Origin of the sequence: Arthrobacter globiformis (assembly GCF_003261175.1) — a bacterium.
GTDB lineage: Bacteria > Actinomycetota > Actinomycetes > Actinomycetales > Micrococcaceae > Arthrobacter > Arthrobacter globiformis_A.
On record NZ_QLNP01000094.1, the window covers coordinates 60,283 to 81,343 of the forward strand.

16 protein-coding genes are annotated in these 21,061 nt (G+C 68.0%); 8 read left to right on the top strand and 8 right to left on the bottom strand.

The genetic code is table 11. The annotated features are described in order from the left end of the window. Positions 1-37 precede the first annotated feature (37 nt). The 3 genes from DBZ45_RS15275 to DBZ45_RS15285 all read left to right on the top strand — a co-directional run bounded on the left by DBZ45_RS15275 (position 38) and on the right by DBZ45_RS15285 (position 2,593). On the top strand, positions 38-1,018 hold the full coding sequence (locus DBZ45_RS15275; protein WP_111904725.1) for a methionine ABC transporter ATP-binding protein: 981 nt from the start codon (positions 38-40) through the stop codon (positions 1,016-1,018). Then, the gene (locus DBZ45_RS15280) at positions 1,015-1,716 is read left to right on the top strand and encodes a methionine ABC transporter permease (RefSeq protein ID WP_111904726.1); all 702 of its coding nucleotides are present in this window, start codon (positions 1,015-1,017) and stop codon (positions 1,714-1,716) included. The genes DBZ45_RS15275 and DBZ45_RS15280 overlap by 4 nt, the downstream gene beginning before the upstream one ends. Positions 1,717-1,789: 73 nt before the next feature. Beyond that, positions 1,790-2,593 (top strand): MetQ/NlpA family ABC transporter substrate-binding protein, encoded by an 804-nt coding sequence (locus DBZ45_RS15285; RefSeq protein WP_111904758.1) that lies wholly within the window; start codon positions 1,790-1,792, stop codon positions 2,591-2,593. A gap of 164 nt (positions 2,594-2,757) precedes the next feature. On the opposite strand, the gene DBZ45_RS15290 is transcribed toward DBZ45_RS15285, so the two are convergent. Then, complete coding sequence (locus DBZ45_RS15290) at positions 2,758-3,879, bottom strand: Rv2578c family radical SAM protein (protein WP_111904727.1); 1,122 nt, start codon at positions 3,877-3,879, stop codon at positions 2,758-2,760. 81 nt (positions 3,880-3,960) lie between these two features. Between DBZ45_RS15290 and pcp the strand changes: the two genes are divergently transcribed. Beyond that, a complete protein-coding gene (gene pcp / locus DBZ45_RS15295) occupies positions 3,961-4,629 on the top strand; it encodes a pyroglutamyl-peptidase I (protein WP_111904728.1) in 669 nt (222 codons plus the stop codon). An 18-nt stretch (positions 4,630-4,647) separates the two neighbouring features. On the opposite strand, the gene DBZ45_RS15300 is transcribed toward pcp, so the two are convergent. Then, positions 4,648-5,343: an SIMPL domain-containing protein gene (locus tag DBZ45_RS15300; RefSeq protein WP_223257102.1), complete on the bottom strand. Its 696-nt coding sequence runs from the start codon at positions 5,341-5,343 to the stop codon at positions 4,648-4,650. After that, on the bottom strand, positions 5,336-5,800 hold the full coding sequence (locus DBZ45_RS15305) for a hypothetical protein (protein WP_223257103.1): 465 nt from the start codon (positions 5,798-5,800) through the stop codon (positions 5,336-5,338). The genes DBZ45_RS15300 and DBZ45_RS15305 overlap by 8 nt, the downstream gene beginning before the upstream one ends. 357 nt (positions 5,801-6,157) lie before the next feature. Between DBZ45_RS15305 and pheS the strand changes: the two genes are divergently transcribed. Both pheS and pheT read left to right on the top strand, forming a co-directional pair. After that, positions 6,158-7,219 carry a phenylalanine--tRNA ligase subunit alpha gene (gene pheS, locus DBZ45_RS15310; protein WP_111904730.1) on the top strand — a complete coding sequence of 354 codons (1,062 nt, stop codon included), beginning with the start codon at positions 6,158-6,160 and terminating at the stop codon, positions 7,217-7,219. Positions 7,220-7,221: 2 nt separating this feature from the next. Next, entirely contained in the window at positions 7,222-9,765 is a 2,544-nt protein-coding gene (gene pheT, locus DBZ45_RS15315; protein ID WP_111904731.1) for a phenylalanine--tRNA ligase subunit beta, read from the top strand. A gap of 148 nt (positions 9,766-9,913) precedes the next feature. Here the strand turns inward: pheT and DBZ45_RS15320 are convergent, their stop codons facing one another. From DBZ45_RS15320 to DBZ45_RS15340, 5 genes are all read right to left on the bottom strand, one after another. After that, positions 9,914-10,954 (bottom strand): AAA family ATPase, encoded by a 1,041-nt coding sequence (locus tag DBZ45_RS15320; protein WP_111904732.1) that lies wholly within the window; start codon positions 10,952-10,954, stop codon positions 9,914-9,916. A gap of 51 nt (positions 10,955-11,005) precedes the next feature. Beyond that, positions 11,006-12,355, bottom strand: coding sequence for a M1 family metallopeptidase (locus tag DBZ45_RS15325; RefSeq protein WP_111904733.1), 1,350 nt, complete (start codon positions 12,353-12,355; stop codon positions 11,006-11,008). 23 nt (positions 12,356-12,378) lie between these two features. Next, a complete protein-coding gene (locus DBZ45_RS15330) occupies positions 12,379-16,362 on the bottom strand; it encodes a Pls/PosA family non-ribosomal peptide synthetase (protein ID WP_440130524.1) in 3,984 nt (1,327 codons plus the stop codon). A gap of 114 nt (positions 16,363-16,476) precedes the next feature. Continuing rightward, the gene (locus DBZ45_RS15335; protein ID WP_111904734.1) at positions 16,477-17,442 is read right to left on the bottom strand and encodes a quinone oxidoreductase family protein; all 966 of its coding nucleotides are present in this window, start codon (positions 17,440-17,442) and stop codon (positions 16,477-16,479) included. Positions 17,443-17,534: 92 nt separating this feature from the next. Further along, on the bottom strand, positions 17,535-18,641 hold the full coding sequence (locus tag DBZ45_RS15340; protein WP_111904735.1) for a fatty acid desaturase family protein: 1,107 nt from the start codon (positions 18,639-18,641) through the stop codon (positions 17,535-17,537). Between the two features lie 177 nt (positions 18,642-18,818). On the opposite strand from DBZ45_RS15340, the gene argC reads away from it, so the two are divergent. Beyond that, positions 18,819-19,850, top strand: a complete 1,032-nt coding sequence (argC, locus tag DBZ45_RS15345) for an N-acetyl-gamma-glutamyl-phosphate reductase (RefSeq protein WP_111904736.1) — start codon at positions 18,819-18,821, stop codon at positions 19,848-19,850. Further along, the gene (argJ, locus tag DBZ45_RS15350; RefSeq protein ID WP_111904737.1) at positions 19,847-21,013 is read left to right on the top strand and encodes a bifunctional glutamate N-acetyltransferase/amino-acid acetyltransferase ArgJ; all 1,167 of its coding nucleotides are present in this window, start codon (positions 19,847-19,849) and stop codon (positions 21,011-21,013) included. The genes argC and argJ overlap by 4 nt, the downstream gene beginning before the upstream one ends. Positions 21,014-21,061: the final 48 nt, after the last annotated feature.

Here is a 21,061-nt window from a genome sequence, read left to right on the forward strand (position 1 = left end):
TCCGGGAGGTTTCCACGCCCAGCCCTGAAGGAACCGCATGATATCCGTGAGCCGTGTCGTCAAGAGCTACGGCTCAGGGGCCGCGCAGGTCCGCGCCCTCGACGACGTGACAATGTCCGTAAAGAAGGGCGAAGTCTTCGGCGTCGTGGGGCAGAGCGGCGCGGGCAAGAGCACCCTGATCCGCACTATCAACGCCCTGGAACAGCCGGATTCCGGGACGGTTCACGTCGGCGGCCGGGACATGACAAAGCTGGCTGGCCGGGAGCTGCGGCAGGCCCGCCACGACATTGGCATGATCTTCCAGCATTTCAACCTCCTCAGCGGCCGCACCGTGCGGGCGAATGTCGAGCTCTCGCTCGAAATCACCGGTGCAGGCCGGGCTCAGCGGCGGACCCGCGCGCTGGAAATCCTTGAACTCGTGGATCTGCGCGGCAAGGCGGACGCGTATCCCGCCCAGCTGTCGGGCGGGCAGAAGCAGCGAGTCGGCATCGCCCGCGCGCTGGCATCCAACCCGTCCGTGCTGCTCAGTGATGAAGCCACCTCGGCGCTGGACCCGGACACCACACGCCAGATCCTGGACCTGATCAGGCAGCTGAGCAAGGACCTGGGGCTGACCGTACTCCTCATCACGCACGAGATGGACGTGGTCAAGCGCATCTGCGATTCGGCAGCTGTCATGAGCCAGGGGCGGATCCTGGAGCACGGTTCCGTCGAAAAATTGCTGACCACGGAGAAGTCCCTGCTCGGCCAGGCACTCTTCCCCCTCGGCGACATCCCGCCTACCTCCAACGCGGTCGTGGAGATCACCTTCACCGGAATGGCCACCGACCGGCCGGTCATAGCCCAGTTGGCACGCCAGCACGGCATCGACGTGGGAATCCTGGGCGCTGCCGTGGAAACCATCCACGGCCGCCAGACCGGGCGGACCCGGCTCGAACTGCCCGGCGATGAAAGAACAGTGTCCGGCGCCGTCGCCGACCTGCGGTCCCAAGGACTTTACGTGGAGGTAATCAAGTGATCGACCGCAACGATCCCTACTTTTGGGCGGACCTTCTGGACACCATCCTCAAGGGCGCCGGGGAGACCTTTTACACGGTGGGCGTTAGCCTGCTCCTCACGGTCCTCTTCGGGCTGGCGGCCGGCGTACTGCTTGTCACCACTGAGGCTCACGGGCTGCTGGCCAGGCCGCTCGGCAGCCGCGCACTGGGTGTCGCCGTGAACCGGGTGCTGGACGTCGTGGTGAACATCGGCCGGTCCATTCCGTTCATCATCCTGATGATCCTGCTCATTCCCTTCACCCGCCTGCTGGTCGGCTCTTTTATCGGCCCGACGGCGGCGATCGTACCGCTGGCGATCGCCGGCATTCCGTTCTTCGCCCGGCTCGTGGAAATCGGTATCCGCGAAGTGCCCAAGGGCCTCGTTGAAGCAGCCCAGTCGCTCGGCGCCACGCGTTGGACGATTCTCACCAAGGTCCTGGTTGCCGAGGCTGTCCCCGCACTGGCCCTGGGGCTGTCCACCACCGTTGTGGGCCTCATCGGATACTCAGCCATGGTGGGTGCGGTTGGCGGCGGCGGCCTCGGTGATGTGGCATTCCGTTACGGCTACCAGCGCTACAGCCCTGAGTACATGTTCGCCGTCGTCATCCTGCTGATCCTCCTGGTCCAGCTTTTCCAGTCGCTGGGCAACTTTGCCGCCCGCAGGCTGTCCCACCGCTGACAGCGGTTTCGTCCCCAGCAGTTTCGTCCCCAGCAGTTTCATCCCCATCCGCTCCATCCCGAAAGAGTCCAGCATGATCCGATCCACCATCCTCAAAGCCGCTGCTGCCGGAGCCGCCACCGTCCTGGCCCTCTCTGCCTGTGGCGGCCCAAGCTCCTCCAGCGCCTCGGAGACCATCAAGGTGGGCGCCCTGGCGGTGCCCGCCGGCGACATGCTCAAGCACGTCCAGCGGGAGCTCGCTCCCAAGGAAGGCCTTACGGTCGAGTACAAGGAGTTCAGCGACTACAACACGCCGAATCCGGCCGTGAGCGACGGCGACGTTGATGCCAACCTCTTCCAGAACACCACATTCATGGAGACGTACAACAAGGCCTCGGGCAAGAACCTGGTCAGCGTCGGTAAGGTGTACCTGCCGCCGATGGCGCTGTACTCCAATGAGGTGAAGAGCCTGGACGCCCTGCCCGAGGGCGCGTCGGTGGCCATTCCCAATGACCCCACCAATGAGGCCCGCGCCCTGAAGCTGCTCGCGTCCAAGGGGCTCATCGAGGTTACGGAAAACCCCATCACGCTCAAGGACATGACGGCCAACCCGAAGAACCTGAAGTTCACGGAGATCGAGAACGCCAGCCTCCCGCAGGCGCTGAACGACAAGGATGCTGCCATTGTCACGCTGGCGTTCGCCCTGCCCGCCGGCCTGAGCACCGACAAGCAGATCCTCGTCGAGGGCAAGGACAGCGCCTACTACAACGTCCTGGCCGTGAATGCGGACAAGAAGGACGACGCCCGGGTGCAGAAGCTCTACAAAATCCTGACGTCGCATGAGATGAAGGACTTCATCCAGACGGAGTTCAAGGGCCTGGTGATTCCGGCCAGCTAGGGCCGACCGGCCAGGGCTGACTGGCGAAGGCTCACGGGGCGTACTGCGGATCGTGTCGCAGAGGCCCGCGAAGGGCAGGACGGTAACCGTCCTGCCCTTCACTTATTTGGTTGGCTGCGCTGCTGGTTGGCTGCGGGCTTGGTTGGGGGGCGCGGCGGCAGGGCTCAGAACAGCGTGGGCTGGGACGACCGGGCGCTGCCGTGGCCATGCTGCCCTGACCCGTGCTGGGCAGCCGGATGTTGCGGAATGCTGCCCTCGGGGTAGGCAGCTTCTTCGCCGCGCGGATCGTCCACGGGGGAATCCTCAACGTCCCGGTGGCTGAATCCGTGCGAGCCGGTGAAGCCGTGCCGGGCCTTGAAGAAGCGGACCCTGCCGGCAAGCCAGGTGCGGTATTCCTTGGAGGCGTACGAGCCTGTGCCGTACAGCCTGCGGTAGCGGCCCGCCAGTTCCGGATGCCGGGCGGCGATCCACTGCATGAACCATTCCCGGGTGCCGGGCTTCAGATACAGCGCACCGGCCGTGACGCCCGTGGCGCCCGCGTCCGCCAGCGAGGCGAACAGGGAGTCCAGTGCTTCGTCGCTGTCCGAGAGCCAGGGAAGGATGGGCATGGCCATCACCCCGCAGGGCAGCCCGGCCTCGCGGAGCCGGGACACGAGCTTGAGCCGGGCCCGGGGGCCGGGCGTGCCGGGTTCGATGGCCTCGGAGAGTTGCTCGTCCGTCATGGCGAGGGAGATCCCGATGCCCACAGGAACCTGCGCCGCGGCGTGCTTGAGGAGCGGAATGTCGCGCGCCAGCAAAGTCCCCTTGGTCAGGATGGACAACGGAGTCCCGGAATCGGCCAGGGCGCCGATGATGCCGGGCATCAGCCGGTACCGGCCCTCCGCCCGCTGGTAGGGGTCGGTGTTGGTGCCCAGTGCCACCTGCTGCCGGTTCCAGGAGGGCTTGGCCAGCTCCTTTTGCAGCACCTCTGCTGCATTGATCTTGACCACTACCTGGCTGTCGAAATCAAGCCCGGCGTCGAAGTCCAGATAGGTGTGGCTCTTGCGGGCGAAGCAGTAGACGCACGCGTGGCTGCAGCCCCGGTAAGGGTTCACCGTCCACTCGAACGGCATCCGTGAGCCGGCGGGCACCTTATTGAGCACCGATTTGGCGGTGACCTCATGAAAGGTGACCCCGGCGAACTCGGGCGTGGACACAGACCGCACCAGGCCGGCCAGAGGCAACAGCGGTGCAGTCCCCGGCATCTCTTCCTGTGTCGGTTTGAGTGCCTGTGCGTCCCATCTCATGCCCTCCATTCGAAGGTATGTTCGAACTTAAGTCAAGGCCCGTCGTCGGCGTTCCTGCGGACGGGCGACTACGCTGGGTCCATGATTCTGCTCACCGGCTTTGAACCTTTCGGCGGCCAGCCGATGAATCCGGCCTGGGCGGCCGCCCTGTCCGCGCGGGATCTGCTCCGGGCCGAAGGCTTCGTCGTGGAGGCCGTGGAACTGCCCTGCGTGTTCGGCGCGGCCGCGAGTGTGCTGCGGAATGCCCTCGGTAGCCTGGAGCCTGAACTGGTGGTGTGCATCGGGCAAGCCGGAGGCCGCGGGCGCGTGTCACTGGAACGGGTTGCCATCAACTGCGATGACGCGCCCATTCCGGACAATGCAGGGAACCAGCCCGTGGACCGGGAGGTGGTGCCCGGCGGGCCGGCGGCCTACTTCACTTCCTTGCCGATCAAGGCAGCCCTTCTTGCCGTGCAAAGTGCAGGTGTTCCCGCCGAGGTCTCACAGACGGCGGGAACGTACGTCTGCAACCACATTTTCTATACGCTCATGCACGAGCTCACGCTCCGGCCGGGCGTCCGCGGCGGGTTCGTCCACGTGCCGTTCGCGCCCGACCAGGTAGAGCAGGGGAGCGCTGTCCCGTCACTGCCTGTCGCCGCAATGGCGGCGGCGATTGCCGCCGTCGTCCGGACCTCGGTCAATCAGCCGTCCCAGCCTGCCGGCGTAAACCAGCCATCCGACGTCGCGCTCGCCGCCGGCAGTCTTCACTAGGGCGGCCCGAAGCCTTCGCTAGGGCACCGGCGGTGTCCCTGCCCGGGAGCGCAGCTCCCACACAACCGTGACGCTGGCGCTGAGACAGGATTCACCGGCTTCCACCGTCAAGGCGTCGGCGGCGAAGGCCCGCTGCATCCCGCCCACTGGGATGGGCGACGACGGTACCGGCTGCTGCCGCACGGAGGCCACCTCACCCAGCTCAGCGCCCGCAAGCGCGGCCAGCTGCGATGCTGCGGCGCGCGCGTCGGCCCACGCGGCCTCGCGGGCCCGCGCCATCACGGCTGCGGCATCGGCGAAGCCGAGCTGCACGCCGTCCAGGCGGACGTCGTTGCCGCCGGCATCCACCGCAGCAGCGATGACCCCCGAGGCGGAGGCAGGATCCCGCAACCGGACGCCGAGCATGCTGGATGCCACGTACCCGGTGACCCGCTGGCCCCGGCCCTCCTGCCAGACGACGTCGGCCCGGACGTTGAGACCCGAGGTCCTGATGTCCCGGTTCTCCACGCCCCCGCTGCGCAGCGCAGCCGTCACGACAGCGGAGGCCTCGCCGGCGGCGGCATAGGCGTCACTTGCGCTGTCGCGCCGGCATTCCACGCCAATGGAGAGGGTCAGCAGGTCCGGCGCGGCCTCCGCGGTTCCGGTTCCGGTGACTGTGACAGTCCGGGCTTCCGCCCGGCCAGTGCTTTCCCACATGCCCGCGGGCTTACTCATGCCTGTTCCTCCGGTCATGCCTGTGCCTCCGGTCCACGTAGCCGCCGGCCTCCAGGCCCGCGTGCCGCTCGAAGGGATTTCCCGACGCCGGATCGCCGTACCGCGCGGCGGACCAGGCCGCGGCCGCGAAATAGAACAGCAGGAAGGGCAGCCCGAGGCACCAGGCGTACTGGGTGCTGTGCCGCTCTTCGTGGCCCAGGAGCAGGCGGCTAGCCAAAGCGGCGTCAGCATCCGCGCGGAAGATGACCACGTTGCCCACCGTGAAGGCGCCAGCCGCCGGCAGCCGCCAGCGGTATCCGGTGGCGACAATCAGGCCGCGGGGACCCCGGAACGTCCGGGTGCGGGCCAGCCCGGCAAGCACCAGCCCCAGCGCCGTGGAGACGTTCAGCATGTTAGCGAGCTGCCTCAGGCGCTGTCCTCGTGTCAGCGGGCCCGGAGTCATGGGGCCTTGAATCATGAGGCCATGCTAGCCGCGGCCGGCGGTGCGTGACAGGCGTAGGGCCGCGGCCGATGACAGAGGGCCGGCTGCCGCGCCCCCGCCCATGCCGCGCCCATGCCGCGCCCCTGCCCATGACAGCCCCGGGGCACGCAGCAGCCGGCCCGCTGTCAATTAGCCCGGCGCCGTCAATTAGACTGGGAACAGTGCCCGCCGGCCATCCGCCGGTGAGCCTGCCCTAGTCTTTGGATGGCGTCTTTGGATGACGTCCTTGGATGACTTTCTGCAATGACGTGCCAGCGACGGACGCGCTGCCGGGGAAACCGGCGCGGCTGCACCGGCCGCTGGCATCACCCGACTCGTAGCTAAGAACAGTAGATGACTGAAACTTTGCCGGGCGCCGCCGTCCCGAACCCTCTGGATCAAGCCGCCATCAACGCCGCCGTGGACCAGGCCGTCGCCGCCATTGCCGGCGCGTCCACGCTCGATGAACTCAAGGCAGTCCGCCTGGCCCACACCGGCGAGAAGTCGCCGCTCAGCCTTGCCAACCGAGGAATCGGAAGCCTGCCCAAGGATCAGAAGGCCGCCGCCGGCAAGCTGATGGGTTCATCGCGCGGGCGTGTTAATAAGGCGCTCGCGGACCGCACCGCCGAGCTCGAGGCCGAGAACGACGCCCGCATCCTCGTCGAGGAGACAGTGGATGTCACGGCCGCCCCGCGCCGCCGCCGGGCCGGAGCCCGCCATCCGCTGTCCACGCTGCAGGACCGGGTCGCGGACATCTTCGTGGGCATGGGCTGGGAAATCGCCGAAGGCCCCGAGGTGGAATCCGAGTGGTTCAACTTCGACGCACTGAACTTCAAGCCGGACCACCCCGCCCGGGAAATGCAGGACACGTTCTTCGTGGAGCCGCCCGAAGCGCACCTGCTGATGCGCACGCACACCTCGCCAGTGCAGGTCCGATCCATGCTGGAGCGGGAGCTGCCCATCTACGTGCTGTGCCCGGGCAAGGTGTTCCGCACCGACGAGCTCGATGCAACGCACACCCCGGTGTTCCACCAGTTCGAGGGCCTGGCCATCGACAAGAAACTCAGCATGGCTGACCTCCGCGGAACCCTGGAGCACTTCGCCCGCCAGATGTTCGGCGACGAAGCACAGATCCGGCTGCGCCCCAACTACTTCCCGTTCACCGAGCCGTCCGCCGAGCTGGACATCTTCCACCCCGGCGCCAAGGGCGGCCCGCGCTGGATCGAGTGGGGCGGCTGCGGCATGGTCAACCCCAACGTCCTGCGGGCTGCCGGCATCGATCCGGACATCTATTCAGGCTTTGCCTTCGGCATGGGCATCGAGCGGACGCTCATGTTCCGCAACGAGGTCGGCGACATGCGCGACATGATCGAGGGCGATGTACGTTTCAGCGAGCACTTCGGGATGGAGATCTAACAGTGCGTATCCCACTTTCCTGGCTGCGTGAATTCGCGCAGGTACCGGCCGGAGCCACGGCCGAAGACGTCATGGCAGAGCTGGTCAAGGTCGGCTTTGAAGAGGAAGCGGTCCACCGCCCCACGGACGCCCTGCGCGGACCCGTCGTGGTGGGCCAGGTCCTGAGCCTGGTCAAGGAACCGCAGTCCAACGGCAAGACCATCAACTGGTGCCAGGTCCGCGTCGTCCCCGAGGGACAGGAGCAGACGCTGACCGGCAAGGGCATCGATCCGTCAGGCGTGCAGGGCATCGTCTGCGGCGCCCACAACTTTGTCGAGGGCGACAAGGTGGTGGTCACCCTGCCCGGCGCCGTCCTGCCCGGCGACTTCCACATCTCGGCACGGAAGACCTACGGTCACATGTCCGCCGGCATGATCGCCTCCGTCCGCGAACTGGGCATCGGCGAGGACCACGACGGCATCCTGGTGCTGTCCCGGATCGGTCTGGACCCCGAGATCGGGACCGACGCCATGGAGCTGCTGGGGCTTTACGACGAGGCCGCGGAAATCAACGTAACGCCGGACCGCGGCTACGCGTTCTCGATCCGGGGCGCGGCGCGCGAATACGCGCACGCCACCGGCACGGTATTCACCGATCCCGCGTCGAAGGTCAACGCGCCGGCTGTCCTTTCCGGCGGCTACGGCGTCAAGATCAACGACGACGCGCCCATCTACGGCAAGCCCGGCTGCGACCGCTTCGTGGCGCGCACCGTCCGCGGTGTGGATGCCACCAGGCCCACGCCGCCGTGGATGTCTTCCCGCCTGCGCCTGGCCGGGATCCGGTCCATCTCGCTGCCGGTGGATATCTCGAACTACGTGATGCTCGAGCTCGGCCAGCCGCTGCACTTTTACGACCAGGACAAACTGTCCGGCGACATCGTGGTGCGGCGTGCGGTGGCGGGGGAGAAGCTGACCACGCTCGACGGCAAGGAACGTGCGCTTGACGCCGAGGACCTGCTGATCACCGACGCCTCCGGCCCCATCGGCGTCGCCGGCGTCATGGGCGGCGCGTCCACCGAGGTCACCGACGCCACCACGGCTGTCCTGATCGAGGCTGCCCACTTCGAGGAAGTGTCCATCGCCCGCTCGCGCCGGCGCCACAAGCTCCCGTCCGAAGCCTCCAAGCGCTTCGAACGCGGCGTGGACTGGCAGGTCGCCAACATCGCGGCCCAGCGCGCCGTCGACCTTCTGGTGGAACTGGCCGGCGGGACCGCCGATGAGGCGGGCACCGACGTCGGAACCGCGCCGGATCCGGTGACCATCGCGCTGCCGGGGGAATATCCCGCTGCCCGGATTGGCATCGACTTCACCGAAGAGCAGATCGTCACGTCCCTGGAGGACCTGGGTGCCGTTCTCGAAAAGTCCGACGCCGGCTGGACCGTCACAGCACCGAGCTGGCGAAACGACCTGGAAACCAAGGAGGACCTCTCCGAGGAGGTGGCCCGTCTGGTGGGCTACGACCAGATCCCCGCGACCCTTCCGGTGGCGCCTCCCGGCCGCGGCCTGACCCGCGTGCAGCAGCAGCGCCGCCGCCTGCTCCAGGCCCTGGCCGACGCCGGTCTCACGGAGGTCCTGGCCTACCCCTTCGTGTCGAAGGCCGCCAACGAGACGTTTGGCGTGGCCGAGGAGGGCGCACCCCGGACCGCGGTCAAGCTTGCCAACCCGATCAGCGAGGAGCAGGGCTACCTGCGCACATCGGTGCTGCCGGGCCTGCTGGAGGTCGCCAAGCGCAACCATTCCCGCGGCTTCCGCGACCTCGCCGTCTTCGAAGCCGGGCTGGTGTTCCTGCCCGGTGACACGCTGGGCACGCCGTCCATCCCGCCTTTGGGCGTCAAACCCAGCGATGAGGTGCTGGACGCGCTGTACGACGGCGTTCCGGACCAGCCGCTGCACGTCGCCGCCGTGCTGACCGGCCATGATTCGCCCGCCGCCGCCGGCCATGCCCCACGGCTTTGGGACTGGGCAGACGCCCTGGACATCGCCCGCCTGGCCGGTGACGTCCTTGGTGTGGAGCTTGTGGTCACGCAGGGCCGGCACCAGGCCTTCCATCCTGGCCGCGCCGCGCAGCTGTCGCTGCGCTCCGGCGAGGTGGTGGGATACGCCGGTGAGCTGCACCCCAAGCTCCTGGCCGCGCACGACATGCCGGCGCGGTCCGTCGCACTGGAACTGAACGCGGATGCCCTGTTTGAGGCAGCGGCCGACGTCGTGGTGGCCCGCCACATCTCCACCTTCCCGGTGGCCACGCAGGACGTGGCACTCGTGGTGCCGCAGGACGTCCCCGCCGACGACGTGCTGGCAGCGCTGCGTGAAGGCGCCGGCGAGCTGCTTGAGGACGTCGCACTGTTCGACGTCTACGCAGGCAAGGGGATCGAGGACGGCAAGAAGTCCCTCGCCTTCGGGCTGCGGTTCCGCGCCACCGACAGGACCCTCACCGCGGACGAGGCATCGGAGGCGCGGGAGCACGCCGTCGCCACCGCAGCCGAGCGGTTTGGTGCGGTCCAGCGCTAGCTGAGCCCAAAGAAAGGCCACGCCTTTTGAACTGCTCCTCGAAAGTTGGACTGAAAATTCAGTTCTAACTTGCGGGGAGCAGTTTCATGCTTAAGGGCAGTTCGTGGTCTGAAGCTGTCCTCCGGTTGCACGACAGCGGAACAGCCGGTCAGACCAGCCAGCGCCACCAGCGTGGCTGCTCCGGTTCCGGCGTCGGTTCCGGTTCCGGCTCCGGCTCCTCGCCCAAGGCCAGCGCGGCCTCGACGATGTCGTCCGCGGTGAGCGTCATGACGGCCTCACGATCGAGCGCGTCGAGGCTTTGTTCCTCGTCGAGCGACAGCCGCAGCGCCTGGCGGTTGAGCGCCTGCTCGAACAGCGTGCGGGCGAACCGTGCGTTGCCGGAGTCCTCGCCCGCGTGGAGCCCGGTGAGGATGCGGCGCAGCATCTGGTCCGCACCCGGCTCCAGCGTGTACTCGTGCTGGGCCAGCATCTGGTGGAAGATTGTCTGGAGTGCGTCGACGGAGTAGTCGGGGAACGTGATCTCGCGGGCGAACCGGGAGCGCAGTCCGGGGTTGGAGAGCAAGAAGGACTCCATCAGCCGCGGGTACCCGGCCACGATCACGACCAGGCGGTGGCGGTGGTCCTCCATCCGCTTGAGCAGGACCTCGATCGCTTCGGGGCCGAAGTCCGTCCGGCCGTCCTCCGGGGCCAGCGCGTAGGCCTCGTCGATGAACAGGACGCCGTCCAGCGCACGCCGGATCACCCGGTCCGTCTTGATGGCGGTCGCGCCGACGTACTGCCCCACCAGGCCCGAACGGTCGACCTCGACCAGGTGGCCTTTCTGCAGCAGACCGACCGCGCGGTACATCTCGGCCAGGAGCCGCGCCACGGTGGTCTTGCCCGTGCCCGGGTTTCCGAGGAACACCAGATGCTGTGATGTGGCCACCTCGGGCAAGCCGTGCGCCTTACGGCGGGCCTGGACCTGGAGCAGTGCGACGAGGGCACGCACCTGTTCCTTCACGGTCTCCAGTCCGACCAGCGCGTCGAGTTCGGCCTGCACCTCGGACAGCGGCCGGGCCGGCCCGGGCCTCGCACCGATGAGATCGCCGACCAGGTCGTCGACGCGCTCCGAACCGGGCAGCTTGAGCTGATCGGCCAGATGGCCGATGGTTTCGCGCAGGTCGTCGAGCGGATGGCGGCTGGCAGCCATACATCCACTGTAGTACTCGATTCCCGGCCGGGGTGGGGTTGGCCTCACCAATTACGGCAGCGGCGGCAGGGCCTCTTCGTACAGCCAGGGATGCAGCAGCGCTTCCGAGTCCAGTCCCGTGACGCGGTCGGCCGTGAGGATGAACTCCGGCGTCGACACGGAACTGTGGGCATGCGTTCGGGTCCACTCCTGCAGCAGCGCAAAGAACGCGAGGTCGCCGCAGCGGCGGCGGAGGGCGTGCAGAGCCAGTGCTCCGCGCTTGTAGACCCTGTCGTCGAACATGAGCTCGGGCCCGGGATCGCCCACCAGAAGGTCCTGGCCGGCGGTGCTGAGCCGCCGCCAGGCGGCCAGCGCCCGCTCATGGGCGGACATCACACCGGCTTCCTCGGACCAGATCCACTCCGCGTAGCAGGCGAAGCCCTCGTGCAGCCAGATGTCGCTCCACGTGCCGAGCGTCAGCGAGTTGCCGAACCACTGGTGGGCCAGTTCATGGGCGATCAGGCGTTGCGAATCCCACCCGGTATCCAGATGGTTGGCGCCGAGGATGGACAGCGACGTGGCCTCGAGCGGGATTTCCAGCTCATCGCCGGTGACCACCACCGTGTATTCGGGGAAAGGATAGGGGCCGAAGCGGCTCACGAAGGTGTTCATCATGGCTTCCTGCCGGGCCAGGGCCGTCTCCGCCCGGGCCACCAGCTGCGCCGGCGCCGCAATGAACTGGGGCACACCGGCCGAGTCCGGCAGGCTCACCAGCCCGTACCGGCCGATCTGTATGGTCGCCAAGTACGTCGCCATCGGTTCTCGCTGCTCGTACACCCACGTCTGGCGGCTCGACCTCGCGGCCTGCGCCACCAGGAGACCATTGCAGACGGCGCGGTAACCGGCATCGGTGGTGACGGTGATGCGGTAGCTGGCTTTGTTCCGCGGGTGGTCGTTGCAGGGGAACCACGACGGCGCCCCGTTGGGCTGGCCGGCGACGAGGACGCCGTCGGTGAGCTCCTCCCAGCCCACCTCGCCCCAGAGCCCCCTTCGAGGCCGCGGGTTTCCGTCGTACCGAACGTCGAGGCTGAATTCAGAGCCCGCCTCGAGGGGCTGTTCGCAGTGCACTACGAGCTGTTCCGCCCGCTGCGTGAACTTCCGGACGCGGATGCCGTTCAGTTGGATCTTCAGGGCGCGGAGGCCGGTCATGTCGAGCACGACGGCGGATATGCGGCGCGCCGCCACAGCCGACAGAACTGCACGGCCGGTCAGCCGGTTGCTGGCGAGCTTGTAGTCCAGCTCCAGTTCATAGTGCAGGACGCGGTAGGCATCCGTTCCGTGGTCCGGGACGTAGGGGTCGCCGGTGGCCGCGGCGCCGGCAGAGAGGACGGCGGCCGGGCCGGGTGATTCTCCGGAGCTCATTCTGCGCGTGACTTCCTTAGCTGTTATTTGAGGCGCGGAGCGGGAACGGCGGGCCCGGCCCACGGGCTGACCGGATTGCCCATCCAGTACGTCCCGGCGGGAACGGTCTCGCCCCGCATCACCAGGGACGCCGGACCAACGGTCCCGCCCTTGCCAATCCTCGCCTGCGGCAGAATCACTCCGTGCGGGCCCATCGTCGCCCCGTCTTCGAGACTAACAGTGTCGATGCTCATGATGCGGTCGTGGAAGAGGTGGGTCTGGACGACACAACCGCGGTTGACCGTGGAGCCGGCACCGAGCGTCACAAGGTCCGCCTCAGGAAGCCAATAACTTTCACACCACGTGCCGCGGCCGATCCTGGCGCCGAGGGCACGCAGCCACCAGACGAGGGCCGGGGTGCCGCTGGCCGACCGGGCAAACCATGGGGCACTCACCATCTCGATGAAGGTGTCCACCACCTCGTTGCGCCAGATGAAGGAGCTCCACAGCGGGTGCTCACCGGTCTTGATCCTGCCCACCAGCAGCCACTTGGCTGCCACGGAGCAGCCTGCCGCCACCCCGCCTGCGAACAGCATGACCACGCCTCCGAGTGCCGCTGCCGCACCGTAGCCCAGGGCGGTGGCGAGCCAGTCGAAGACGAGCAGCACGCCAAGGGCCAGGCCCACCGTCAGGGCCACCGGCACGAACCGGCACAGTTCCCAAAGGGTCCTGGCCACCTTGAGCCGGGCCGGCGGCTGGAAGGTGCGCGTGCTGTCGGACGCCACTGCGGTGCGCCGCAGCCTGACCGGGGGGCTGCCCAGCCAGGATGTGCCTGACTTGGCCTTGCCCGGCGTTGCCGAGAGGACTGCCACCAGTGAGTTCTTTGGCACGCTCCGTCCAGCCGCGGTCATGCCGGAGTTGCCAAGGAAGGAGCGCTTTCCGATTTTCGCCGGCGCAATCCTCATCCATCCTCCGCCGAGCTCATAGGAGGCCACCATGGTGTCGTCGGCGAGAAAGGCGCCCTCGCCCACGGTGGTCATGCGCGGCAGCAGCAGGACGGTGGAGGCCTCAACGTTCTTTCCGACTTTCGCGCCCAGCAGTCTCAGCCAGACTGGCGTGAAGAGGCTGGCGTAAATCGGGAACAGCAGGTCCCGTGCCATGTCCAGCACCCGCTCGGTGGCCCACACCTGCCAGCCGACGCGGCTGCGGACGCGGTAGTAGCCCTCCTGCAGGCCGATTCCCAACAGCCGGGTGGTGATAAGGACGAGCAGCGTATTGGTAAGGAACCAGGTCAAAGCGGCGAGCGGTAGCGACGCGAGCACCTGCGGCCAGGCAGCAAGCAGGGACTCGCTGCCCCGAATGAACAGGTAGACCACGAGGGCTGCGGCTCCGGCTGAAGCGTAGGGAATCAGGGCAAGGACGGCGGACGCGGCGGCGAAGGCCGTGAACCAGAGGCGGCCCAGGAGGGAACTGACCGGCTGGGCCGCGGGCCAGTCCTGCTTCGCCTTGCCACGCCGTCCCGCCGGGGAACCTGCCACCACCTGGCCGGCCTTGACCTTTCCCAACACTGCGGAACCCGGTTCCACCTGGCCGCCGGCGCCGATGCTGGCCCCGGGCATCAGGGTGCTGCGGGCTCCCACGGTGGCGTCCGCGCCGACGTGGATATGGCCGATGCGGACGATGTCACCGTCGATCCACCACCCGGACAGGTCCACCTCAGGCTCGATGTTGCAGCCGCGGCCCAAGGTAAGCAGGCCCGTCACCGGGGGTAGGGAATGCAGATGGACGTCGCTCCCGATCTTGGCGCCGAGGGCACGTGCGTAATACGGCACCCAGGGCGCGCTGGCAAGGCTCACTGCACCGGCCAGGTCCTGGATCTGTTCGGCAAGCCAGAGGCGCAGGTGCACTTTGCCTGCCCGCGGGTAGGTCCCGGGCTGCACATTGCGAAGCAGGAGGCGGGCGGCGGCAACAGAGAGGGCCATCCGTCCCGCCGGGCTGACGAAGAGCAGCCAGGAGGCGGCCACCCACCACCACGACACGGTGGGCGCGGCCGTGAACCCGGCAACCGCGGACAGGATGTTGTTGGCAGCCATCAGATAGGTCAGCCAGCGCATGCCCGCCAGAATGTGCAGCGGAATGCCCATCAGGGTCTGGAAGGCCTGTGACTTCAGAGCCGTGGGGCGGACCGGCCGTTCCGGGGCAGGGCCGGCGGAGAGGCCGTCGGGCATCGACTGGCGGGCCGTCTCGATCAGCGCTCCGATGCGCGGGGTGGCGTAGATGTCTGCCACGGTGATGGTGGGGTAGCGGACCCGGAGCGCGGAGACCAGCTGCGCCGCGGCCAGCGAACCTCCGCCGTGGGCGAAGAAGTCCGCGTCGAGGCCGGTCACGCTGCTGCCGAGGACGGCCTGCCACTGGTCAACGACCCACCGGGCATCCTCTGGCAGGTTAAGCGGCGCGGCATCCGCAGCGGCGGCGCCGGCACCCGGCAGTGGCCACGGCAGCGCATGCCGGTCGACTTTCCCGCTGGTCTTGGTGGGCAGCGTGTCGACGACGGTCAGCATGGGGATGAGCGGAGCCGGCAGCGTGGCGGAGAGCAGTTCACGGAACGCGGCCAGGTCCGGGGCCGAGCCCGTGCCGCCGGCGGGAGCCAGGTAACCCACGAGGACCTGGTTGCCGGCCGCCGTCGTGCGTACCGCCGCGGCGGCGCCCGCAACACCCGGCAGGGACTGCAGGGCAGCGTCGATCTCGCCGAGTTCGATCCGGCGGCCGCCCAGCTTGACCTGCTCGTCGGCGCGTCCCATGAAGATCAGGCCGGCACGCTCGAAGCGGACCAGGTCGCCGGAGCGGTACGCGCGGTCCCAGCCCAGCGACGGCATGGCGGCGTACTTCTCCGCGTCCTTCTGCGGGTCGAGGTACCGGGCCAGCCCCACACCGCCGATGATGAGCTCTCCCACCTCGCCCTCTGCTACCGGGACGCCGTCGGAATCGACCACCGCCAGGTCCCAGCCGTCCAGGGGGAGCCCGATCCTGACCGGGCCGGCACCGCCTAGGGGAGCCGCGCAGGCCACGACCGTTGCCTCGGTGGGTCCGTAGGTGTTCCACACCTCACGGCCGTCCACGGCCAGGCGCTCGGCCAGCTCCGGCGGGCAGGCCTCGCCGCCGAAAATCAGCAGCCGGACGTTCTCCAGGGCCTCTGCCGGCCACAGCGCCGCAAGCGTGGGAACAGTGGAGACCACCGTGATGCCGTGATTAATCAGCCACGGTCCCAGATCCATGCCGGTTCGGACCAGGGCCCGCGGGGCAGGCACGAGGCAGGCGCCGTGGCGCCAGGCCAGCCACATCTCTTCACACGACGCGTCGAAGGCCACCGACAGCCCCGCGAGCACCCGGTCCTGCGGCCCAATCGGTTCGTCCTGCAGGAAGATGCGGGCTTCCGCGTCCACGAACGCGGCCGACGAGCGGTGCTGCACCGCAACGCCCTTGGGTGTCCCGGTGGAGCCGGACGTGAAGATGACCCAGGCGTCGTCGTCGGGGGCGGCCGGGCGCGGAGCCGGGAAGGGGCGCGGCCGCTTGTGGTCCGACACGATCTCGCCGTTGGCCCGCAGGATGCCGGCCACCCGGGCCTCACCGAACACCAGTTTGGCCCTTTCGTCCGGATCATCCGCGTCCACGGGGACGTAGGCGGCGCCGATCAGCAGCACGGCGAGGATCGCGATGTAGAGCTCGTTGGTGCCGGAAGGAATCCGGACCCCGATCTTGTCTCCCGCTCCCAGGCCGGCCTGGTGGAGGCGCAGGCCCTCGGTCTTGACCTCGGCCAGGAGCTGGGCGTAGCTCAGGGAGCGGCGGCCGTCGTCGAGCGCAGAAGCTTCGGGATACCGTCCGGCCGTCTCAACCAGGACGTCCACCAGGGTCCGCTCCGGCGGGGCAGCGGCAGCGCCCGGCAGTTGCGCCGCATGCACCGCTGCCGCCGGCGCGCCGGCGGCAGGGGGAGCGGTGGTGTCCAGGGTTTCGGGGAGGGGCTCAATCACGGCTGGATTCTCTCCCGGCAAGATGAACGGAAGGTGACATCGTTTCCCCTCCATTCATCCGGGGCTGCTTTGTTACCGGCCCGCTCTGGCGCGGGCCGGTAACACGGACCGTAGCTAGGGGACCAGCAGAACCTTGCCGGTGGTGCGCCGGCCTTCCAGGTCCTTGTGTGCCCGGCCGGCCTCAGCCAGCGGATAGGTGGCACCGATGCGGACCTTGAGGCTGCCGTCGGCCGCTGCGCCGAAGATTTCCGTGGAGCGCCACAGCCGTTCCTGAGGGTTGCCGAGGAAGTGCGCGAGCGACGGACGCGTCAGGGTCAGGGAGCCGCCGGCATTAAGCCGCTGCGGATCCACCGGCGGGACCGGGCCGGATGCCGCACCGAAGAGGACCAGCGAACCGCGGGTGCGCAGACTGGCCAGGGAGCCGTCGAACGTGTCCTTCCCCACGCCGTCGTACACCACGTTCACGCCGGCACCGTGGGTCAGGTCCCGGACGGCGTCGGCAAAGCCGCCGTAGCGCAGCACCTCGTCTGCGCCGGCACCGCGGGCCAGGGACTCTTTCTCATCCGTGGACACGGTGGTGATGACGCGGGCACCGCGGGCCTTCAGCAGCTGGGTGAGCAACAGGCCCACCCCGCCGGCGCCGGCATGGACCAGCACGCTGTGTCCGGGCTCAACGCGGAACGAGGAGTTGATCAGGTAATGCGCCGTCATGCCTTGGAGGGGGAGCGCCGCGGCGGTGTGGTCGTCCACGCCGTCCGGCACGGGCAGGGCCTTCGCGGCGTCCAGCACGGTGTATCCGGCGTAGCAGGCCGTTCCCTCGGCTGTGGCTACCCGGCTTCCCACGGTGTAGTCCTCAACGCCCTCGCCGATCTCCTCGACGACGCCGGCCGCTTCGGATCCCGGGGTAAAGGGGTAATTCACCTTGTACGTGCCGCTGCGCTGGTAGGTCTCGATGAAGTTGACGCCCGTTGCCGCTACCTTCACCAGCAGCTGGCCGGGACCGGGGACGGGGCGTTCGACCTCCGTGAAGTCCAGGACCTCAGGACCACCCGGCTGCCGGGCGACGATGGCGTGCGTCATGGAATTTCTCCTTTTCCGGGCCGGGACCTCCGGCACCCTTCCTCACCTCATCCTAGGGACCGGGACGGTGCAGGCGAAGTCGGGGCAGCCGGTCAGTAGCGCCGGGAGACCGCAGCCATGGGGCATTCGAAGCGGCGTCCCGCCGCGAGCCCCACCTCATTGAGGTACCGGACTACGATCCCGAATGACGCGGCCAGCGTGGTTTCGGTGAGGGGAATTCCCTGTGTTTCGCAGTGCTTGCGCACAATCGCTGTTGCCTTATGCAGCTGGGGCCGGGCCATGTCGGGGAAGAGGTGATGCTCCACCTGGCGGTTCAGGCCGCCGAGCAGGATATCCATGTACCGGCCGCCGGAAATGTTGCGCGATGTCAGCACCTGGCGGCTGAGGAAGTCAACACGGCTGTCCGCCGGAAGGACCGGCATGCCCTTGTGGTTGGGTGCAAAAGATGCACCCATGTAGAAGCCGAAAACAGCGAGCTGCACGCCGATGAAGGCGGCAGCCATGCCCAGCGGCAGAAATGTAAACGCCAGCACAGGAAGGATGCTGAGACGGGCCAGCAGTATCGGCAGTTCCACCCAGCGGTGGGTGACCTTGGCGCGCCGGAAGATGAAGCGCACCGAATCTATCTGCAGGCCGAGGCCCACAAGGAACAGCAGGGGGAAGAACAGCCAGCCTTGCTTGCGCGTGAGGAAGGCCAGCCAGCCCTGCCGTTCGGCCGCGGCTTCAGCGTGGAAAACAATGGCGCCGGGCGCGATGTCAGGGTCCTTGGCTATGACGTTCGGGTGGTTGTGGTGGGCCCCGTGTTTCTGTTCCCACCACGAGTAGCTGATGCCGGCAACGGATGTGGCCAGGAGCCGCGCGGACCATTCATTGGCACGCCGGGAGGCGAAGATCTGGCGGTGACCTGCCTCGTGGGCCAGGAAGCTCAGCTGCGTGCAGATGATGCCGAGTGCTGCGGCGATAAGGAGCTGGAACCAGCTCTGGCCGATCAGCGCGAAACCGAACCAAGCCGCTGCCATGAGGACTGCCAGCACGGAGAAGACGGTGATGTAGAAGCCCTGTTGCCGCTGCAGGAGTCCGGCCGCCCGCACGGACTTGAGCAGGTCGGAGTAACTCTGCGTGACAGGGTTAGCCTTGTGTAGCGTGGGCGCTTGGAGAATACGGGGCTGGGGGCGCCCGGGAGTGATAGTGGGGGCCATGTAGTGCGTGCCTCGTAACGATAGCGGGCAACGCTGCGGCCGACATTCGGCGCGCACGGTCTGGATCACCCTCTGGCAAGCATACTCTGGCTGGGGGCCGCGCCTTCCCGACAAGGCGCGGACCATCCATGCATAAATATCGGGACCTATGCATACTCTTGCTGTATAGTCGTTCACATGACTATTTCTGTTGCCGTTTCCGGGGCCAGCGGCTACGCCGGCGGCGAAGTCCTCCGCCTCCTGGCCGGCCATCCGGACGTCACCGTCGGCGCCATCACGGCACACAGCAACGCCGGTTCCAGACTAGGCGAACTGCAGCCGCATCTCCATGGCCTGGCCAGCAGGATTCTCGAGGACACCAGCGTGGAGAACCTGTCGGGGCACGACGTCGTGTTCCTGGCCCTCCCGCACGGGGCGTCCGCAGAGATCGCGGCCAAGCTCCCCGAAGGAACGGTGGTGATCGACGCCGGCGCGGACCACCGCCTGGAGTCCGCCACCGCGTGGGAAAAGTTTTACGGCTCGGACCACGCCGGAACGTGGCCCTACGGCCTGCCTGAACTGCCGGGCCAGCGCGAGAAACTCAAGGGCGCCAACCGGATCGCCGTTCCGGGCTGCTATCCGACGTCGGCGCTGCTCGCCCTCACCCCCGGCTTCGCCGGCGGCCTGCTCGAAGGGAATGACGTCGTCATCGTCGCCGCCTCCGGCACCTCCGGCGCAGGTAAGGCAGCCAAGGTGAACCTCATCGGCGCCGAGGTCATGGGCTCCATGAGCCCCTATGGCGTGGGCGGCGGCCACCGGCACACGCCGGAAATCGAGCAGGGCCTGTCCAACGCTTCCGGCGAGCCGGTGACGGTTTCCTTCACGCCCACCCTGGCCCCCATGAGCCGCGGCATCCTCACCACAGCCACCGCACGGGTCAAGCCCGGCGTCGGCGCCGAGGAACTGCGCCGTGCCTGGGCGGAGGCGTACGACGACGAACCGTTCGTCCACCTGCTGCCTGAGGGCCAGTGGCCCACCACCAAGTCCGTGCAGGGCTCCAACCACGCTGCCATGCAGCTGGCCTACGACCAGCACGTCGGACGCGTCATTGTCACGTGCGCCATCGACAACCTGACCAAAGGCACCGCCGGTGGAGCGGTGCAGTCCATGAACATTGCCCTTGGCCTGCCGGAGACCGCCGGGCTCAACCTGCAGGGAGTTGCCCCGTGACCGTCACCGCCCCCAAGGGATTCCGCGCCGCCGGCGTCACTGCCGGACTCAAGGCCTCGGGAAACCCTGACCTCGCCCTCGTGGTCAACGACGGACCGTCCAAGGCAGCAGCCGCCGTCTTCACCTCCAACCGGGTGGCCGCGGCCCCCGTCCACTGGTCCCGACAGGTGGTCTCGGACGGCCGCGTCGACGCCGTGATCCTCAACTCCGGCGGCGCGAACGCCTGCACCGGCCCGCAGGGATTCCAGAACACGCACACGACGGCGGAGAAAACCGCCGAAGCCCTGGGCCTTTCCGCCACCGACGTCCTTGTCTGTTCTACCGGCCTGATCGGCGAGCAGCTGCCCATGGACAAGATCGTCCCGGGCATCGACGCCGCGGCGGCCGCCCTCAGCACCGACGGCGGACCCGACGCCGCCACGGCCATCATGACCACCGACTCGGTGTCCAAGCAGGCAGTCTTTACGGGGGCGGATGCCGACGGAAATGAGTTCACCATCGGCGGGATCGCCAAGGGTGCCGGCATGCTGGCGCCCGGGCTGGCCACCATGCTGGTGGTGCTCACCACGGATGCCGACGTCCAACCGGAAATGCTCGACCTCGTCCTCCGCGACGCCACGCGCGTCACTTTCGACCGTGCCGACTCCGACGGCTGCATGTCCACCAACGACACCGTGGTGCTGATGGCATCCGGCGCTTCCAAGGCCGTTCCGTCCGCGGAAACCTTCGGCGAGGGCCTCACCCAGGTCTGCGCCGAGCTGGCCCGCAAGCTGATCGGCGACGCCGAGGGTGCCAGCCACGACATCGCGATCCGGACATTCAACGCCGCCACCGAGCGCGACGCCGAAACCGTCAGCCGCGCCGTGGCCCGCTCCAACCTCTTCAAGGCCGCCATCTTCGGCAAGGACCCCAACTGGGGCCGCGTGCTCTCCGCCGTGGGCACCACCGACGCCGCATTCGAAGCTGACCAGCTCAACGTGTCCATGAACGGCATCCAGATCTGCCAGAACGGCGGCATCGGCCAGGACCGCAAGCTCGTGGACCTGGAGCCGCGCGAGGTCCTCGTGGAGATCGACCTGCAGTCCGGCGGGGCGGAAGCCACCATCTGGACCAACGACCTCACGCACGACTACGTCCACGAGAACAGCGCCTACTCAAGCTAGGCCCGCCTACTCAAGCCCGATCCGCCGGCAACCCTGGAGAACCAGCCG

Coding starts and splice junctions, on each gene's coding strand:
- DBZ45_RS15275 (WP_111904725.1), top strand. CDS start 38: ATGATATCCGTGAGCCGTGTCGTCAAGAGCTACGGCTCAGGGGCCGCG.
- DBZ45_RS15285 (WP_111904758.1), top strand. CDS start 1,790: ATGATCCGATCCACCATCCTCAAAGCCGCTGCTGCCGGAGCCGCCACC.
- DBZ45_RS15290 (WP_111904727.1), bottom strand. CDS start 3,879: ATGAGATGGGACGCACAGGCACTCAAACCGACACAGGAAGAGATGCCG.
- pcp (WP_111904728.1), top strand. CDS start 3,961: ATGATTCTGCTCACCGGCTTTGAACCTTTCGGCGGCCAGCCGATGAAT.
- DBZ45_RS15300 (WP_223257102.1), bottom strand. CDS start 5,343: ATGAGTAAGCCCGCGGGCATGTGGGAAAGCACTGGCCGGGCGGAAGCC.
- DBZ45_RS15305 (WP_223257103.1), bottom strand. CDS start 5,800: ATGATTCAAGGCCCCATGACTCCGGGCCCGCTGACACGAGGACAGCGC.
- pheS (WP_111904730.1), top strand. CDS start 6,158: ATGACTGAAACTTTGCCGGGCGCCGCCGTCCCGAACCCTCTGGATCAA.
- DBZ45_RS15320 (WP_111904732.1), bottom strand. CDS start 10,954: ATGGCTGCCAGCCGCCATCCGCTCGACGACCTGCGCGAAACCATCGGC.
- DBZ45_RS15325 (WP_111904733.1), bottom strand. CDS start 12,355: ATGAGCTCCGGAGAATCACCCGGCCCGGCCGCCGTCCTCTCTGCCGGC.
- DBZ45_RS15335 (WP_111904734.1), bottom strand. CDS start 17,442: ATGACGCACGCCATCGTCGCCCGGCAGCCGGGTGGTCCTGAGGTCCTG.
- DBZ45_RS15340 (WP_111904735.1), bottom strand. CDS start 18,641: ATGGCCCCCACTATCACTCCCGGGCGCCCCCAGCCCCGTATTCTCCAA.
- argC (WP_111904736.1), top strand. CDS start 18,819: ATGACTATTTCTGTTGCCGTTTCCGGGGCCAGCGGCTACGCCGGCGGC.